The 18008-nt window shown below is 61.1% G+C and carries 16 protein-coding genes; 11 read left to right on the forward strand and 5 right to left on the reverse strand.

Annotated elements, in window-relative coordinates; genetic code table 11:
- Window positions 1-3: 3 nt before the first annotated feature.
- Entirely contained in the window at window positions 4-2268 is a 2265-nt protein-coding gene (locus C4J94_RS07035; RefSeq protein WP_124388932.1) for a bifunctional diguanylate cyclase/phosphodiesterase, read from the reverse strand.
- Window positions 2269-2406: 138 nt separating this feature from the next.
- Entirely contained in the window at window positions 2407-2775 is a 369-nt protein-coding gene (locus tag C4J94_RS07040) for a YkgJ family cysteine cluster protein (protein WP_124385503.1), read from the reverse strand.
- A 252-nt stretch (window positions 2776-3027) separates the two neighbouring features.
- Between C4J94_RS07040 and C4J94_RS07045 the strand changes: the two genes are divergently transcribed.
- Entirely contained in the window at window positions 3028-4374 is a 1347-nt protein-coding gene (locus C4J94_RS07045) for an MFS transporter (protein WP_124385504.1), read from the forward strand.
- A 166-nt stretch (window positions 4375-4540) separates the two neighbouring features.
- Here C4J94_RS07045 and rapA read toward each other — a convergent pair whose 3' ends face one another.
- The gene (gene rapA / locus C4J94_RS07050; RefSeq protein ID WP_124385505.1) at window positions 4541-7387 is read right to left on the reverse strand and encodes an RNA polymerase-associated protein RapA; all 2847 of its coding nucleotides are present in this window, start codon (window positions 7385-7387) and stop codon (window positions 4541-4543) included.
- Between the two features lie 219 nt (window positions 7388-7606).
- Between rapA and C4J94_RS07055 the strand changes: the two genes are divergently transcribed.
- From C4J94_RS07055 to ccoM, 3 genes are all read left to right on the forward strand, one after another.
- On the forward strand, window positions 7607-7948 hold the full coding sequence (locus tag C4J94_RS07055; RefSeq protein ID WP_124385506.1) for an aspartate-semialdehyde dehydrogenase: 342 nt from the start codon (window positions 7607-7609) through the stop codon (window positions 7946-7948).
- Between the two features lie 86 nt (window positions 7949-8034).
- The gene (locus C4J94_RS27565; RefSeq protein WP_164485559.1) at window positions 8035-8196 is read left to right on the forward strand and encodes a hypothetical protein; all 162 of its coding nucleotides are present in this window, start codon (window positions 8035-8037) and stop codon (window positions 8194-8196) included.
- 143 nt (window positions 8197-8339) lie between these two features.
- A complete protein-coding gene (gene ccoM, locus C4J94_RS27990; RefSeq protein ID WP_003172387.1) occupies window positions 8340-8456 on the forward strand; it encodes a cytochrome c oxidase subunit CcoM in 117 nt (38 codons plus the stop codon).
- 159 nt (window positions 8457-8615) lie between these two features.
- Here ccoM and C4J94_RS07060 read toward each other — a convergent pair whose 3' ends face one another.
- Together C4J94_RS07060 and C4J94_RS07065 are read right to left on the reverse strand one after the other, a co-directional pair.
- Window positions 8616-10091, reverse strand: coding sequence for an inorganic phosphate transporter (locus tag C4J94_RS07060; protein ID WP_124385507.1), 1476 nt, complete (start codon window positions 10089-10091; stop codon window positions 8616-8618).
- 333 nt (window positions 10092-10424) lie between these two features.
- Entirely contained in the window at window positions 10425-10625 is a 201-nt protein-coding gene (locus C4J94_RS07065; protein ID WP_003172389.1) for a hypothetical protein, read from the reverse strand.
- Between the two features lie 514 nt (window positions 10626-11139).
- Between C4J94_RS07065 and pcaR the strand changes: the two genes are divergently transcribed.
- The 7 genes from pcaR (at window position 11140) to pcaG (ending at window position 17862) form a co-directional block, all read left to right on the forward strand.
- On the forward strand, window positions 11140-11982 hold the full coding sequence (gene pcaR / locus C4J94_RS07070) for a pca regulon transcriptional regulator PcaR (protein ID WP_124385508.1): 843 nt from the start codon (window positions 11140-11142) through the stop codon (window positions 11980-11982).
- A gap of 145 nt (window positions 11983-12127) precedes the next feature.
- Entirely contained in the window at window positions 12128-13468 is a 1341-nt protein-coding gene (locus C4J94_RS07075) for an MFS transporter (protein WP_124385509.1), read from the forward strand.
- A gap of 267 nt (window positions 13469-13735) precedes the next feature.
- Complete coding sequence (locus C4J94_RS07080) at window positions 13736-14593, forward strand: CoA transferase subunit A (protein ID WP_124385510.1); 858 nt, start codon at window positions 13736-13738, stop codon at window positions 14591-14593.
- Entirely contained in the window at window positions 14593-15372 is a 780-nt protein-coding gene (locus tag C4J94_RS07085) for a CoA-transferase subunit beta (protein WP_124385511.1), read from the forward strand. Before C4J94_RS07080 ends, C4J94_RS07085 begins: the two co-directional genes overlap by 1 nt.
- Window positions 15369-16571, forward strand: coding sequence for a 3-oxoadipyl-CoA thiolase (gene pcaF, locus C4J94_RS07090; RefSeq protein WP_177413477.1), 1203 nt, complete (start codon window positions 15369-15371; stop codon window positions 16569-16571). The genes C4J94_RS07085 and pcaF overlap by 4 nt, the downstream gene beginning before the upstream one ends.
- 18 nt (window positions 16572-16589) lie before the next feature.
- Entirely contained in the window at window positions 16590-17294 is a 705-nt protein-coding gene (gene pcaH, locus C4J94_RS07095) for a protocatechuate 3,4-dioxygenase subunit beta (RefSeq protein WP_124385513.1), read from the forward strand.
- Window position 17295: 1 nt separating this feature from the next.
- Window positions 17296-17862, forward strand: a complete 567-nt coding sequence (gene pcaG, locus C4J94_RS07100) for a protocatechuate 3,4-dioxygenase subunit alpha (RefSeq protein ID WP_124385514.1) — start codon at window positions 17296-17298, stop codon at window positions 17860-17862.
- Window positions 17863-18008 lie beyond the last annotated feature (146 nt).

Below are 18008 nucleotides of genomic sequence, written 5' to 3' on the forward strand. Positions count from 1 at the left end.
GCGTCAGCGGATTGGCCTGACGACAGAGGCAGGGCTGACGCGGCCTGGGCCCGGCTCCCTGGACACAGGCGGCTCCTGGGTGCCTTCGCCAGCGTGCGGGGAAAGCGGGTTGCGCATCTGTAGACCCTGGATCACGCCAATAATGTCGCTGGCGGCGACGGCGGGGCTCAGCAGGTAACCCTGGATGAAATCACAGCCATGCTTTTGCAGCAGCTCGAATTGCGCCTGGTTTTCCACGCCTTCGATGACGACCTGCAAGTGCAGCGTGTGGGCCATGCCGATGATCGCCTGGACGATTTCGGTATCGGCGATGGACTTGGGAATGTCCTGGATAAACGAACGGTCGATTTTCAAGGTGTTGAGCGGCAAGCGCTTGAGGTAGGCCAGGGATGAATAACCGGTGCCGAAGTCGTCGATTGCCAGCGATACGCCCAAGGCTCGAATTTGGCGCAACAGCGCCAGGGTGCTGCTGATATTGCCCATCAGGGCATTTTCGGTGACTTCCAGCTCCAGACGGTGGGCGGCGATGCCGGCAAAGCGCAGGGCGGCCTCGATTTCATCCGCCAGCTCGTCCCGCGCCAGGTTGAGGGCCGAGCAGTTCACGGCCATGCTCAACTCGGTGTAGCCGCGATCAGACAGCAGGCTTAAATCATGACAGGCCTGGCGCAGTACCCAGTGGTCCAGTTCGGCAATCAAGCCGTTATTCTCGGCAATCGCGATAAACCGATCCGGAGCCAGCAGCCCGTGCTGTGGATGCTGCCAGCGCACCAGGGCCTCCAGACGCGTGACCTTGCCCAGCTTCATGTCAAAGATTGGCTGATAGAACAGCACCAGTTGGTTGCGTGTGCGCAGGGCGCCGCGCAGTTCTTCTTCCAGTTGCAGCTCAAGGAAGGCGCGGGTTTTCAGGTTGGAGCTGAAGAAGTGCAGACTGTTGCGCCCAGCGTCCTTGGATTGGTAAAGCGCCAGGTCGGCGGTTTTCAGCAGTTCTTCGCAGGTCTGGCCGTCGTCGGGAAACAGGCTGATACCGATGCTGGTGGTCATCACCATCCGCCGGCCTGCCAACTCGATGGGTTCTTTCATTTTTTGCATGATGCGCTGGGCCATGTGTCGCGCTTCGTCGCGATGATGGATATTGATCAAAATGCAGAACTCATCCCCGCCAAAGCGCGCGACCACGTCGGCATGGCTGCGTACCGAGCTTTTGATATGGCTGGCCAGCACGCTGAGTAATTGATCACCGGCATCATGCCCCAGGCTGTCGTTGATACGCTTGAAATGGTCAATGTCGAGGAAGATCACCGCCATCATGCCGCCGGTTGCGGTTTTTTCCGCAACTTTTTCCGCGAAGATCTGGTTGAAGCCCCGCCGGTTGAGCAAGCTGGTCAGCGCATCGTAATGGGCCACCTGTTGCAACGAGGCACGCGCCTGGTCCAGTTCGCTGAGCAGCGCATTGACCCGGCGCAGGTCGCGTTCCTTGTGCTGCAGCTTCTTGTCGGCCAGGGCTGCGCTGACGCTGCTGCCGATGACCAGCAGGGTAATCACCGCCACCGACAGGCCCAGTTGAAGCGGGTTGTGATCGGTCGGCAACGACAGATCCACGCCGTTTGGTATCAGCATTTGCATGGCCGCCATGCCGGTGAAGTGCATGCTCAGGATGCCGGCGCCCAGCACCAGGCTGGCGGCGTATTTGAGCAATTGATGAAACACGCCGGCGCCGTTGCGCAGGTAGCTCGACAGCAACAACGCTGCCAGGCTGGCGCCGATGGCAATAGCGACCGACGCCATGAACAGGCTGGTGTCGAAATACACCTGGGCCTGGGAGCGCATGGCCGACATGCCGACGTAGTGCATCAGCGCGATACCCAGCCCCATCCACACCGAGGCCAGCAGGTACTGGTGAAACCGCAGTTGCGCATGACTGAGGGTTTGCATGGCGAACAGCGAAGCGATCAGGGCAATGACCAGCGAGGCGAAGGTCATGAGCAATTCGTAGTGAATGGCGATAGGGGCTTGGAAAGCCAGCATGCTGATGAAGTGGGTCGACCAGATACCGCCCGCCAGGCAACCGGCGCCCAACCAGCGCCAGTGGCGGCGGGCGGTGGGGTCTTCGACATGACCGACGCGTTCGGCCATATCCAATGTGCCGAAGCCCGCCGCGCAGGCGACCAGGTACGCCAGCAGCACCAGAAAGGGGTTATGACTGCAATTGAGTAATAAGTGCCCGTTGTCTGGAAGGTCGGTGAAAAAGTGCAGCCCCAGCCATTCCATAGCATGTCCCGTCATAGAGTCGCGTCACTGCCTGAGGCGATGACCTATGAGGTCGAGTATAGAACCCATGCGAGATTTGCCATGGGTAATGGCAATTTGATTTCAAATGTTTTGGCATGTCACCCATAGCGTTTGGTGCTAAGCGCTGATGGGTAAATCCAGTTCAAAAGCCGGCTCTGCGAGGGGCGCCAGGCCGAAGGCGGCGCGGGCGGCGTCGCAATCGACGTTTTGCACGCCCTGGCTCCAGGATGCTTCGAACTCGCGGCATGGGCTTGAGCGCTGTTCATAAATCGAACAGCGTGTGCCTTTGCCCACTTCGCCCTCGAGGCTGCAACACCGTGCGGGCTTCTGGTCGGTGCCGATCATCGCCACGCGGGTGGGGTTGATCTGCACCACCAGGTCATCGGGCACTGTACCGCCCGATGAGGCGCACTCGCCCCAAAAAAAAGACACACGAAAGTATGAACAGCAGGCACCGCAATTCAGACACGGACTGGCTTCGGACATGGGCGTCATCGATTAAGAATAGGTAAGAGGGGGACTGCGGGAAGGCTCGCCATTCTATCTGGGCCATGGCCGTTGGGAAGGGGGCGCGCGCATATATTTTTGTAGGGGAAGTCCCGTAATGCCGGGTGAAATCACGCCCTATCAGCTTTACGAATCATTACAGACAAGCGCTGCCAGCCTGACTATGTTGCAGGTACCTGAGCAGGATGCAGTGGGCATCGCAGCTCTCATAACAATAAAAGAGACGGACCCATGCAGAACTCGACCCAAGCGGCGAATGCCTGGCGCATTCTGTTCCTGCTGTTCCTCGCCAATCTGTTCAATTTCTTCGACCGTACCATTCCCGCGATCATCATCGAGCCGATCCGCATGGAATGGCACTTGAGCGACTTTCAGCTCGGCATCATCGGTACCTCCTTCACCATCGTGTATGCCATCGCCGGGCTGCCGCTGGGGCGTTTGGCCGACACGGGTTCGCGCAGCAAATTGATGGGCTGGGGCTTGTTCGCCTGGAGCGGGCTCACAGCGCTCAATGGCCTGGCCGGCAGTTTCTGGAGCTTCCTGTTGGTGCGCATGGGCATTGGTATCGGGGAAGCCAGCTATGCCCCCGCCGCCAATTCATTGATTGGCGATCTGTTTCCCGCTCACCGCCGGGCGCGCGCCATGGGGATCTTCATGCTCGGCCTGCCGCTGGGCCTGTTGCTGGCATTCTTTACCATCGGCTGGATGGTCAAGGCGTTCGACAGCTGGCGTGCACCGTTCTTTATCGCTGCCGTACCGGGGCTGATCCTTGCGGTGTTCATGTTCTACATCAAGGAACCCAAACGCGGCGCGGCGGAAACCGTGCAAGTGCCGCAGGAACGCGTCGACCGCCCGATCCGCCGCGTACTGGCGGTGCCGACCTTCCTGTGGCTGGTGCTGGCGGGGCTGTGCTTCAACTTCGCCACCTATGCGTGCAACTCGTTTCTGGTGCCGATGTTGCAGCGTTACTTCCTGATGCCTTTGCAGGATGCGGCGGTGGCCACCGGTGTCATCGTCGGCGTGACCGGCCTGGTGGGCCTGACCCTGGGTGGCTGGATTGCCGATAAGATCCACCAGCGCGTTGCCAATGGCCGGCTGCTGTTCGCCGCGTGCAGCCTGATCATCTCCACGGTTACCACCGCCTGGGCATTGCATGCCGGGCGTATCGAGATCGGCGTGTTCGTCGCGCTGTTCAGCGTGGGCTGGCTGTTTGCCTATAACTTCTATACCTGCGTGTACACGGCGATCCAGGATGTGGTTGAACCGCGCCTGCGGGCCACGGCGATGGCGCTGTTCTTTGCCGGCTTGTATCTGCTGGGCGGAGGGATGGGGCCGATTGTAGTGGGCGGGCTGTCTGACCATTTTGCCCATGCGGCGATGTACGCGGCGGGGGCGCAGCAGATGACCGAGGCGTATAAAGCCGTGGGTTTGCACGACGCCATGTACCTGATTCCGGTGGCGTTGTTCCTGACCATGCTGTTTCTGTTCCAGGCGTCGCGCAGTTTTGTGCGTGATGCCAAGCGGATGAAAGAGGGATTGGTGGTTGTCGAGGTGTCGGCTGCGGCAGCGACGGCTTGAAACGGCGCTGACTCCATCGCGGGCAAGCCCCCTCCCACATTTGGACTGTGAATACGTTCAAGTGTGGGAGGGGGCTTGCCCCCGATGAGGCCATCACAGCCACAGCCCTTTTCCAGTGAACAAAAAAAGGCCCGCATTGCGCGGGCCTCTCTCATTCAGCGCAGCATCAACCCGCGACCAGCACCCGAATCGCTTCCAATCGCAACGCCGCCTTGTCGAGCATGGCCAGGCCTTGCTCGCGCTGGTTGCGCAGGGCGACCAACTCGCTGTCGCGTACGGTCGGGTTGACCGCTTGCAGCGCGGTCAAGCGCGCCAGCTCTTCATCGGTGTCTGCGGCCAGGCGACGCTTGGCTTCGGCTACGCGCTCGGCGTGACGCGGGGCGATTTTCTCTTCGCCAGCGTTGATACGTGGCGTCAATTGATCGCGCTGGGCCTGCACGAACTTGTTGGCGCTGGCCCGTGGCACGCTTTCCAACTGGTCGTTCAAGGTCACGAACGACACGCGGCCGGACAGGTCATTGCCATTTGCATCCAGCAGGCAGCGCAGGGCGGCCGGCGGCAGGTAGCGACCCAGTTGCAGCGAACGCGGGGCAACCACTTCGCTGACATACAGCAGTTCCAGCAATACGGTGCCCGGCTTGAGCGCCTTGTTCTTGATCAGCGCCACAGCGGTGTTGCCCATGGAGCCGGACAGCACCAGGTCCATGCCGCCTTGCACCATCGGGTGTTCCCAGGTGATGAACTGCATGTCTTCACGCGACAGCGCCTGGTTGCGGTCGTAGGTGATGGTCACACCTTCGTCGTCGCCCAGGGGGAAGCTGGCGTCGAGCATCTTTTCGCTGGGCTTGAGGATCAGCGCGTTTTCCGAATGGTCTTCGCTGTCGATGCCAAAGGCGTCGAACAGGGTTTCCATATAGATCGGCAGGGCGAACTGGTCGTCTTGCTCGAGGATGTCCTCGACCAGCGCATCGCCTTCACCAGCGCCGCCGGAGTTGAGTTCCAGCAAGCGGTCGCGACCGGTGTGCAGCTCTTGTTCCAGGCGTTCGCGCTCGGCGCGGGCTTCGTCGATCAGGGCCTGCCATTCGCCGTCGTCGGCGTTTTCCAGCAGCGGCAGCAGACGCGGGCCGAACTGATGCTGCAAGGCGTTGCCGGTCGGGCAGGTGTTGAGGAAGGCGTTCAGCGCTTCGTGGTACCACTGGAACAGGCGCTCTTGCGGGCTGGTTTCCAGGTACGGCACGTGCAGTTCGATCACGTGTTTCTGGCCGATCCGGTCCAGACGGCCGATGCGCTGTTCCAGCAGGTCGGGGTGGGACGGCAGGTCGAACAGCACCAGGTGGTGGGAGAACTGGAAGTTGCGGCCTTCGCTGCCGATCTCGGAGCAGATCAGCACCTGGGCGCCAAACTCTTCATCGGCAAAGTAGGCGGCGGCGCGGTCACGCTCGAGGATGTTCATGCCCTCGTGGAATACCGTGGCCGGAATGCCGGAGCGCACGCGCAGCGCGTCTTCCAGGTCCATGGCGGTTTCGGCGTGGGCGCAGATCACCAGGACCTTGGTGCGCTTGAGCATTTTCAACTGGTCGATCAGCCACTCCACGCGCGGGTCGAAGCGCCACCAGCGGTTGTCTTCCTCGATGTCCGGCTGCGACTGGAAGCTGACTTCCGGGTACAGCTCGGCATGCTCGCCCAGGGGCAACTCAAGGTATTCGTCCGGGTTCGGCAGCGGGTAGGCGTGCAGTTTACGCTCGGGGAAGCCCTGCACGGCGGCGCGGGTGTTGCGAAACAGCACGCGGCCGGTGCCGTGGCGGTCGAGCAGTTCCCGCACCAGGCGGGCGCTGGCTTCGCTGTCGCCATCGTTGACGGCGGTGAGCAAGGCTTCGCCTTCGTTGCCGAGGAAACCCTGGATGGTCTTGTGCGCGGCGGGCGACAAGCGACCCTTGTCCAGAAGCTCCTGCACGGCTTCGGCCACCGGGCGGTAGTTCTCGCTCTCGGCGCGGAAGGCGTGCAGGTCGTGGAAGCGGTTCGGATCGAGCAGGCGCAGGCGCGCAAAGTGGCTGTCCTGGCCCAGCTGCTCCGGCGTGGCGGTGAGTAGCAGCACGCCGGGAATCACTTCGGCAAGTTGCTCGACCAGCGAGTACTCGGCGCTGGCCTTTTCTTCGTGCCACACCAGATGGTGCGCTTCGTCGACCACCAGCAGGTCCCAACCGGCGGCGAACAGCGCGTCCTGGGCCTTTTCGTCGTCCACCAGCCATTCCAGGGCGACCAGCGCCAGCTGAGTGTCTTCGAACGGGTTGGTGGCATCGCTTTCGATAAAGCGCTCTTCGTCGAACAGCGCAACCTGCAGGTTGAAGCGGCGGCGCATTTCCACCAGCCACTGGTGCTGCAGGTTTTCCGGAACCAGGATCAGCACGCGGCTGGCACGGCCCGACAGCAACTGGCGATGGATCACCAGGCCGGCCTCGATGGTCTTGCCCAGGCCCACTTCGTCGGCCAACAAGACCCGCGGCGCAATACGGTCAGCGACTTCACGGGCGATGTGCAGTTGGTGGGCAATCGGTTGCGCACGCACGCCGCCCAGGCCCCACAGCGAGGATTGCAGTTGACGGCTGGTGTGTTCCAGGGTGTGGTAGCGCAGCGAGAACCAGGCCAACGGGTCGATCTGCCCGGCGAACAGGCGGTCGCTGGCGAGGCGGAACTGGATGAAGTTGGACAGTTGGGTTTCCGGCAGGGTGACCTGCTCGTTCTGCCCGTTGAGGCCGTGGTAGACCAGCAGGCCGTCGACGTCGTCGACTTCCTGAACGGTCATCTTCCAGCCGTCGAAATGGGTGATGCTGTCGCCCGGCGAAAACCTCACGCGGGTGAGGGGCGCATTCCGTAGCGCATACTGGCGAGTGTCGCCAGTGGCCGGATAGAGCACGGTCAACAAGCGGCCGTCCTGTGCCAGAACGGTGCCTAACCCCAGCTCTGCTTCGCTGTCACTAATCCAGCGTTGCCCCGGTTGATACTGCTGCGCCATGCTGCCTGACTCCCGCCGTGAAAAAGCCGACTATCTTAACGGAACAAGGCCTCACGCCCAAGGACTCTGACAAAAACTACTGCGTTTGCGCGCGGGCCCACACGCCGAATCGACGGGTGGCGGGCACTCACAAGTGTCGACTGGGTCACAGCTTGGCGAGCGAGTGTTCAAGTCGCCCGGTGGGGCGCCGACAGCCTGTTGACCAGGAGACTTAAGATTATGCTTCCACCTATGTTGCCCGTGAGCGTTGTGCCGGTCACATCGCAACTTGATCCGGTGCGCCAGAAGCCGGATATCCCGCCCGTGGTGCCGGTTCAACAGGGCTCCAACGAGAGCACCATCGACTTGAAAAAAGGCGATGCCGAGCAATCGACCTTTCTGTTGCGCGAAGAGCAGCGCCGCCAGCAGGAGCAGCAAAGACGTCGGCGTGAAGCCGAGGACGATCCTGAGCAGCACCTGCCTATACCGGGTGATCTGCTCAACGCCGACAACACCGTCCCCGTGGCGCCGTTGATTGAAGACGCGCCGCGCCAGGGCTTGTGGGTGGACATCGAGGTCTGATCGTGCGATTTGTCAGCTCGCTGATTTGCCGTTGAGCGCAGCAGGCCGCATTATTGGGGCATTCCCGCCAGAACGTAAACCAAGCCATGAGTGATGACGACAAGCTGATCGACCTGAATGCCGAACGCGCCAAGCGTGTGCATGACCTCAATGACAAACGCCTGAATGAAGTGCGCCAGGCCTTTGAGCAGGCGATGCCCCTGGGTAAGCCCAAGAAGAAAACCAAGAACAAACCGAAAAAACGTTGAAGCCACTTGCTTCAATTGATGCAGGTCAGTTATTGCCCTTCTTTACGCCCCGTCGCGGGCGACATTGATCCCCGTCAATTTTCCCATCCGCCTTCTCCGTTAACTTAGCCCTATCGCAACAGGGCACGTGCAGGAGGCCGGTCATGTTTATCGATAATGTGGTATTTGCCGGAGTGCTGACCGTCAGCCTCATGGTGCTGTTTTTTGTAGGGTTTGGGATTTTTATCTGGAAAGACGCAAACAAGCGTAAAAAACCCTAGGTTTTTCCGGGTTACATGGGCACGCAAGGCATTTTGGGCGACTTCGGTCGCCTTTTTTTTTGGCTGCGATTTAACCAGTACCTGTTTCATGTCCGGCGGCTCCAGGCAAAAAAAAGGTGCGGTCCTCGCGGACCGCACCTTTTTCGTGACTGGCAGCTATCAGCTGCCCAGGGCCTTGGACGCCAGCCAGAACAACCCGGCCGAGAGGGCTACGGTTGCCGGCAGGGTCAACACCCAAGCCATCAGGATGGTCTTGACCGTGCCACCTTGCAGGCCGCTTTTATTCGCGACCATGGTACCGGCCACGCCAGAAGACAACACGTGGGTGGTGGACACCGGCAGGGCGAAGATATTGGCAAAGCCGATCATGGTGGCGGTGGTGATTTGTGCCGACATGCCTTGGGCATAGGTCATGCCTTGCTTGCCGATCTTTTCACCAATGGTCAGTACCACGCGTTTCCAGCCCACCATGGTACCCAGGCCCAGGGCCAGTGCAACCGCGAGAATCACCCAGAACGGCGCGTACTCGGTCGTGGCGGTCAGGTCTTTGCGCAGTTTGTCGAGGTCGGACTTCTCACGCGCATCCAAGCCAGGCAGCTTGCCGACTTTCTTCGCGGTATCGTCCAGGCAGAGCAGGTAGCGACGCACTTCAATGCGATGGTCGGCACTCAACGAGTGGTAGTCGGAAACGCCTTTGAGCGTTTCAACGAGCGCGTTGATGGTCGGCTCGGTCTGCTGCGGGTTGCACTGGAACTTGCCCGGCAGGTTGTCCTTCACGCTTTTGCCCAGTGCCAGGAACTCGCCGAGGGTGGCGTTGTTGCGCTGGTAGAACTGGCTCAAATGCACGGTGGCATCGCGAGTACGTTCGATCTGGTAGGTGGTGCTGCCCAGGTCGAGAACGAACTGCGCCGGCACGATACCAATCAGCACGAGCATGATCAGGCCGATGCCTTTCTGGCCATCGTTGGAGCCGTGCACGAAGCTCACGGCCATCGCGGAAATCACCAGGACCAGGCGGTTCCAGAACGGCGGGTGCTTCTTGTCGTCAAGCTTGCGGCGCTGGTCCGGAGTCTTGTGCATCTTCGACAGCGGACGCCACCACTTCAGGCCGATCAGCACCAGGGCTGCGACCAGGAAACCGGCCATCGGCGAGAACACCAGGGATGCACCGATATCGATCGCTTTCTGCCAGTTCACACCGTCAGCCAACGGAATATCGTTGATCAGGGCGTTGGCCAGGCCCACACCGAGGATCGAGCCGATCAGGGTGTGGGAGCTGGAGGCGGGAATACCGAAGTACCAGGTGCCCAGGTTCCAGGTGATTGCCGCCGCCAACAACGAGAAGACCATCGCCAGACCATGGCCGGTGTTCACATTGATCAGCAACTCCACCGGCAGCAAGTGCACGATGGCGTAGGCGACACCCACACCACCGAGCAACACGCCGAGGAAGTTGAACACCCCGGAGAAGAACACGGCCAGGTGCGGCGGCATGGCTTTGGTATAGATGACTGTGGCCACCGCGTTAGCGGTGTCATGAAAGCCATTGATGAACTCGAAGGCGAGGACAAAGGCGAGGGCGAGCAACAGGCTCACTAGAACCCAGGCATCCAGTCCGCTGAATAAATCGATCATGAAGGTTTTCTGACCCGGTCGTAAGGGGGCGCGATTATGCCAGAAAACCTCAGTAATCGATGCATTAGCTGCTCATCGGTAAGAATCTACCTGGAAAAAAATCGCTTGAAACAGGCGCATCCCAAGGTTTTCGGGGCTTTGGCAAGTCTTTGATTTCTATGGTCAGGGCGCAAAAGGACGTGGTTTCGTCACAAAAAAGTCATGTGTGAAACATTTGTATGAAATTTCGTTGGTAGTCGTAGGCGCCGACCAGTGGCCGCTTGGCTGCGCTGAACTGCGCCGGTGGTAGGCCGGCGCCGACAGCAAAACCCAGGAGGCTGGCTTCAAGAACACTCAGGGCTCTTCTGCTTTGAGTTCCTGCTCGATCTTCTGAATTTCCTGGGCGAAGGCCTGGTCCAGCAGACTGGCGCGCTTGCGCCATGGCTTACGTTCCGGCTCAGGCTGGGCGGCGTAGGTGGTGACTTCCCCGCCGTAAACGTCCTTGTAACGTTGCTCCTGGCGCTCAAGTTCCGCGCGCAGTTCATCTTTCGTCACAGTTTTACCTAATTGAGTTGAGTTTAATCACGGTGCAACGTCATGCCAAAAAAGGCAGCCCCGGGTTGTACAACTTAGCGGCAAACATGACCCAACTTTGAAGTAGGGACCTGAGATCGCTTTTTCAATCCGATACTTTAAATCGACCCTGCACGCGGTTTGCGGTGCTGGGCGAGCTCTGATCCCAATAGGTAATTGGGCTGACCTCTGCACAGGCTGCATTATAGCGACGCATTTGAATAACGCTATCGGCATAAAGTTAAAAAGCTTCAACTTCATGTTCGAGTTTTGTTACATCACTTCCTGGGTATCGACTGAAAACATCCATCCATACGCAGCGAGCTTTTCTCTCGGCGGGCGCTGAGGCAGGCCTGGCGGTGGAAAATTGCGATAATCGCATGATCGTCCGATAATCGCCCAATGTCGCCGCCTCTGCCTTGTATATGTTTCCCCGTGCAGCTTGTAATGGCAGCCAACCCTTCTGTGGTTGAAAACAAGAAAAAGGATCCCTGAAATGAACGATCAATTGCGCAATTCCTTCGCGTCAGTGGCGCCGCCGATCGTGGCTTCACCGGCCAAGCGCATCCAGGCATTCACCGGTGATCCGGACTTCATGACCTCACTGGCCCGTGGCCTGGCCGTGGTGCAAGCGTTCCAGGAGCGCAAGCGTCACCTGACCATCGCCCAGATCAGCCATCGCACCGAGATTCCCCGCGCCGCTGTGCGCCGTTGCGTGCACACGTTGATCAAGCTCGGTTACGCCACCACGGACGGGCGAACCTACTCGCTGCTGCCCAAAGTGCTGACGCTTGGCCATGCCTATTTATCGTCCACACCCCTGGCTGTGTCGGCCCAGCCCTACCTGGACCGCATGAGCGAACAGCTGCACGAAGCCTGCAATATGGCGACCCTCGAAGGCGACGACATTTTGTATATCGCCCGTTCCGCCACCACTCAGCGCCTGATTTCCGTGGACCTTTCCGTGGGTGGGCGCCTGCCGGCGTACTGCACCTCCATGGGCCGCATCCTGCTGGCCGCCCTCGACGATGCCTCGCTGCAGGATTACCTCGATCACGCCGACCTGCAAACCAAGACCAGTCGCACCTTGACCACTCCCGAAGCCTTGTTCGAATGCCTGCAGCAAGTGCGTCAGCAGGGCTGGTGCATCGTCGACCAGGAATTGGAGCAGGGCCTGCGTTCAATCGCCGTACCGGTGTACGACGCGTCCGGCCAGGTACTGGCCGCACTCAATGTCAGCACCCATGCCGGGCGGGTCAGTCGTAGCGAGTTGGAGCAGCGTTTCCTGCCGAGCATGCTCAGCGCCAGTCGCGAGCTGAGTACGCAACTGTTTGCCTAAGTGTTCGGTGACCGCACAGATCCCGGCTTGATCAATTGACGCTGTTTCCCCTGGCTTATTACTGTGCGGCAGCGCTGCAAGGCGCGCTCCAATAATAATGGCGACCCCCCGGTCGACCGCCCGCCATCGGTGTGGAATAAAAATAATGAATCAACCATCTGTCGGTACCACTCTGGACGTTCAGTCCTTCATCAATGCCCAGCCCTTGTCACGTTATCAATGGCGCGTGGTGATCCTGTGTTTCCTGATTGTCTTCCTCGACGGCCTCGACACCGCCGCCATGGGCTTTATCGCACCCGCGCTGTCCCAGGACTGGGGCATTGACCGCGCCAGCCTCGGCCCGGTGATGAGCGCCGCGTTGATCGGCATGGTGTTCGGCGCGCTGGGTTCCGGCCCGCTGGCCGACCGCTTCGGGCGCAAAGGCGTGCTGGTGGGCGCGGTGCTGGTGTTTGGTGGCTTCAGCCTGGCGTCGGCGTACAGCAGCAATGTCGACCAACTACTCGTGTTGCGTTTCCTGACGGGCCTGGGCCTGGGCGCCGGCATGCCCAACGCCACCACGCTGCTTTCCGAATACACCCCCGAGCGGCACAAGTCGTTGCTGGTGACCAGCATGTTCTGCGGCTTCAACCTGGGCATGGCTGGCGGCGGGTTTATCTCGGCCAAGTTGATCCCGGCCTTCGGCTGGCACAGCCTGTTGCTGATCGGTGGCATCCTGCCGTTGATCCTGGCCGTCGTGCTGCTGGTGTGGCTGCCGGAATCGGCGCGTTACCTGGTGGTGCGCAACCGTGGCACTGACAAGGTGCGCAAAACCCTGTCACCGATCGAGCCAAGCATTGTTGCCCAGGCCGCTGCCTTCAGCGTGCCCGAGCAAAAGACCGTCAAGGCGCGCAACGTATTTGCGGTGATTTTCTCCGGCACCTACAGCGCCGGCACGCTGCTGCTGTGGCTCACTTACTTCATGGGTCTGGTGATTGTGTATCTGCTCACCAGCTGGCTGCCGACCCTGATGCGCGACAGCGGCGCCAGCATGGAACAGGCCGCGTTTATCGGTGCCTTGTTCCAGTTTGGCGGCGTATTGAGCGCCGTGGGCGTGGGCTGGGCGATGGACCGGTTCAACCCGCACAAGGTCATCGGCAGCTTCTATCTGCTGGCCGGGGTGTTTGCCTACGCGGTTGGGCAGAGCCTGGGCAACATCACTGTATTGGCGACCCTGGTGCTGATTGCCGGGATGTGCGTCAACGGGGCGCAATCGGCAATGCCTTCCCTGGCGGCGCGTTTCTACCCAACCCAGGGCCGCGCCACCGGCGTTTCATGGATGCTCGGCATTGGTCGTTTCGGCGCCATTCTAGGGGCGTGGATGGGCGCTACCTTGCTGGGCCTGGGCTGGAACTTTGAACAAGTGCTGACAGCGCTGGTGATTCCAGCCGCACTCGCCACCGCTGCTGTGGTGATCAAAGGCATGGTCAGCCACGCCGACGCCACCTGACCTCTGCACGGCCAAAAATGTGAGAGGGGGCTTGCCCCCGATAGCGGTGGGTCAGTTGAGTAATTTGTGACTGATATACCGCCATCGGGGCAAGCCCCCTCCCACATTTGAATTGTATTCGCTTAGAAGGTTAGGTACGCAACAATCCGTTCGATAATCGAACGCTGAGTCGATTATCGGATTGTTCGGCCCATTTCCCCAGCTTAACCTTCAAGCACTTCGGCGCCACCTCCGCGCCTTTTCGATCAACATCGGGAGCTCAACCCCATGGCGGAAATTCTCACCCTGCGTGATGCGGTCAAGCGCTTCGTGAACGACGGCGATACCGTCGCCCTCGAAGGCTTTACTCACCTGATCCCTACGGCCGCAGGTCATGAAATCATTCGTCAGGGCAAGAAAGACCTGACGCTGGTGCGCATGACGCCTGACCTGATCTACGACCAGTTGATCGGTGCCGGCTGTGCGCGCAAGTTGATTTTCTCCTGGGGCGGCAACCCTGGCGTGGGCTCCTTGCATCGCCTGCGCGACGCCGTGGAAAAACACTGGCCGCAGCCGCTGGAGATCGAAGAACACAGCCATGCCGACCTGGCCAATGCCTACGTCGCCGGCGCCTCTGGCCTGCCGTTTGCGGTGCTGCGTGCCTACGCCGGTTCCGACTTGCCCAAGGTCAACCCGCTGATCAAGACCGTCACCTGCCCGTTCACGGGTGAGGTGTTGGCAGCCGTACCGTCGGTACGCCCGGATGTCACGGTGATCCATGCGCAGAAGGCCGACCGCAAGGGCAACGTGCTGCTCTGGGGCATTCTCGGGGTGCAGAAGGAGGCGGCCCTGGCGGCTCAGCGCTGCATCGTCACCGTCGAGGAAATCGTCGATGACCTGAAGGCGCCCATGAACAGTTGTGTGCTGCCGACCTGGGCCTTGACTGCAGTGTGCCATGTGCCCGGTGGTGCGCACCCGTCCTACGCCCATGGCTATAACGAACGTGACAACCGTTTCTACCAGGCGTGGGACCCAATCGCCCGCGACCGTGAGACGTTTACCGCCTGGATCGACGAATACATCCATGGCACCGCCGACTTCCGTGAATTCCAGGCCAAGCTGGCCGCCGCGCAGGAGGCCAAGTAATGGCTTACTCCACCAATGAAATGATGACCGTCGCCGCCGCGCGCCGCCTCAAGAATGGCTCGGTGTGCTTCGTCGGCATCGGCCTGCCGTCCAAGGCGGCCAACCTGGCGCGCCTGACCTCGTCGCCTGACGTGGTGCTGATCTACGAGTCCGGCCCGATTGGCGCCAAGCCATCGGTGCTGCCGCTGTCCATTGGTGACGGTGAGTTGGCGGAAACCGCCGATACCGTGGTGCCCACCGGCGAGATCTTCCGTTACTGGCTGCAAGGTGGACGCATCGACGTCGGCTTTCTCGGCGCGGCGCAAGTGGACCGCTTCGGCAACATCAACACCACCGTGGTCGGCGACTATCACCAGCCCAAGGTACGTTTGCCGGGTGCCGGCGGCGCGCCGGAGATCGCAGGGTCCGCCAAGAGCGTGTTGATCATCCTTAAACAGTCGTCCCGTTCGTTTGTCGACAAGCTGGATTTCATCACCTCGGTCGGCCACGGCGAAGGCGGCGATTCGCGTAAGCGCCTGGGTCTGCCGGGCGCCGGTCCCGTCGGCATCATCACCGACCTGTGCATCATGGAGCCGGAGGAGGGCACCCATGAGTTCGTGGTCACCGCGTTGCACCCCGGCGTGACCCGTGAGCAGGTAATAGCGGCGACCGGTTGGGCAATCCGCTTTGCCGACCAGGTCGAGATCACCGCCGAACCGACCGAGGTTGAGCTCAACGCCCTGCGTGACCTTGAGGCACGCACCGCAGCCGCCCACGGCCAAGCACCCGGAGAAGCCTGATGCGCGATGTGTTTATCTGTGATGCCATTCGAACGCCCATCGGCCGTTTCGGCGGTGGCCTGTCCACGGTGCGCGCCGATGACCTCGCCGCGTTGCCGATCAAGGCACTGATGGAGCGCAACCCGACGGTGGATTGGAACGCGGTTGATGAAGTGTTCCTTGGCTGCGCCAACCAGGCCGGCGAAGACAACCGCAACGTGGCGCGCATGGCGCTGCTGCTGGCGGGCCTGCCGGAAAGCGTTCCCGGCGTGACCCTCAACCGCCTGTGCGCTTCGGGTATGGATGCTATCGGCACGGCCTTTCGCGCGATTGCCAGCGGCGAAATGGAGTTGGCGATTGCCGGTGGCGTCGAGTCGATGTCCCGTGCGCCGTTCGTGATGGGCAAGGCCGATGCCGCGTTTTCGCGCAACATGAAGCTCGAAGACACCACCATTGGCTGGCGCTTTATCAACCCGTTGATGAAAGCCCAGTATGGCGTGGACGCGATGCCGCAGACCGCCGATAACGTCGCCGACGACTACGCCATCTCCCGCGCCGACCAAGACGCGTTTGCCCTGCGCAGCCAGCAACGCACCGCTGCTGCCCAGGCCTCCGGCTTCTTCGCCGAAGAAATCGTGCCGGTGCGGGTCGCGCATAAAAAAGGCGAGATCCTGGTGGAGCAGGACGAGCATCCCCGGGACACCACCCTGGAAGCACTGGCCAATCTAAAACCGGTGAACGGTCCGGACAAGACCGTTACCGCCGGCAATGCCTCGGGGGTCAACGACGGTGCTGCTGCGCTGATCCTTGCCTCTGGCGAAGCCGTGAAGCAACACGGCCTCACCGCCCGCGCGCGGGTATTGGGCATGGCCAGTGCCGGTGTCGCGCCGCGTGTGATGGGGATCGGCCCGGTGCCGGCGGTGCGCAAGCTGGTGGAGCGCTTAGGCCTGGCAGTTACTGATTTTGACGTGATCGAACTCAACGAAGCGTTCGCCAGCCAAGGCCTGGCGGTGCTGCGCGAGCTGGGCCTGGCCGACGATGCGCCCCAGGTCAACCCCAACGGTGGCGCCATCGCCCTGGGCCATCCGCTGGGCATGAGCGGTGCGCGGCTGGTACTGACCGCCCTGCATCAGCTGGAAAAAACCGGCGGGCGCAAAGGCCTGGCGACCATGTGTGTAGGCGTTGGCCAAGGCCTGGCCTTGGCCATTGAACGCATCTGATAAAAAGAGGATTGTTTCATGAGTGACAAGCCCGGTTACCGGCGCCCGCAAGCGGGCACTCAACCTGATTACCTGCACCCGGCCTACCAGTCGACGAACTTGCGCTCGCCGTCCCAGCCGTTGGTGTTCCTGCCCCATTCCTTGTCGGAAATCACCGGCCCGACCATCGGAGCCGAGCGGATCAACGCCAAGGACAACGACCTCACCGCCCAGCATGAAGGCGAGCCCCAGGGCGAACGCATCATCATTCACGGGCGCGTACTGGACGAAAACGGCCTGCCGGTGCCCGGCATCCTGGTGGAGATCTGGCAGGCCAACGCCGCCGGTCGCTACAACCACAAGCGCGACCTGCATGACGCGCCGCTGGACCCGAACTTCACCGGTACCGGGCGCACCGTCACCGACGCCGAGGGCTGGTACCAGTTTCAGACCATCAAGCCCGGCGCCTACCCGTGGGGCAATCACCACAACGCCTGGCGCCCGGCGCATATCCACTTTTCGCTGTTCGGCCCGAGTGTGCTGACGCGGCTGGTCACGCAAATGTACTTCCCCGGCGACCCGCTGCTCGAATACGACCCGATCTACAACTGCGTGCCGGACACCAGCGCCAAGCAACGCCTGATCGCCAGCTTCGACCTGGAAAAAACCATTCCTTCCTATGCCCTCGGCTACCGCTGGGACATCGTCCTGCGCGGCCGCGACGCCACGCCGATGGAGAAATGAGATGAGCCTTTACGCAACCACGTCCCACACCGTCGGGCCGTATTACCACATCGGCCTGACCTGGCTGAACCGCGAAGACCTGACCGTCGCCGCCACCCTCGGCGAACGCGTGGCGATCACTGGGCAAGTGCTGGACGGCAACGGTGATGTGGTCAACGACGCCATGCTCGAGGTGTGGCAGGCGAACGCCGCCGGCAAGTACGACCACCCGGAAGACGAGCAGGACAAGGCGGTAGACCCAAACTTCGAAGGCTTTGGCCGCGTGCCGGTGGATGCTGAAGGGCGTTTTCGCTTTACCACGATCAAGCCGGGCAGCGTGCCGGGGCTTGGGGGCACGACCCAGGCGCCGCATCTGGTGGTGCTGGTGTTTGCGCGCGGGCTGGTCAAGCACCTGCTGACGCGGATTTATTTTGACGGTGAAGCGTTGAATGGCGATGACGCATTGCTGGGCTGTGTGCCGGCGGAGCGTCGCGACACCTTGATTGCGAAGCCGGATGCGGCGGGTGTGTATCAGTGGAATGTGATTTTGCAAGGGACAGATAAGGAAACGGTGTTCTTCGATTACTGAGTCGCTTGTCAGGGCCTCATCGGGGGCAAGCCCCCTCCCACATTTTGATCGCGCCGCCTATCAAGTGTGGGAGGGGGCTTGCCCCCGATAGGGCCCTTCCAGGCAACCCCGATCCAAAAGTCTGCTTGCGGAACATGGTTGTTGCA

Origin of the sequence: Pseudomonas sp. R5-89-07, from assembly GCF_003851685.1 — a bacterium.
Classification (GTDB): Bacteria; Pseudomonadota; Gammaproteobacteria; order Pseudomonadales; family Pseudomonadaceae; genus Aquipseudomonas.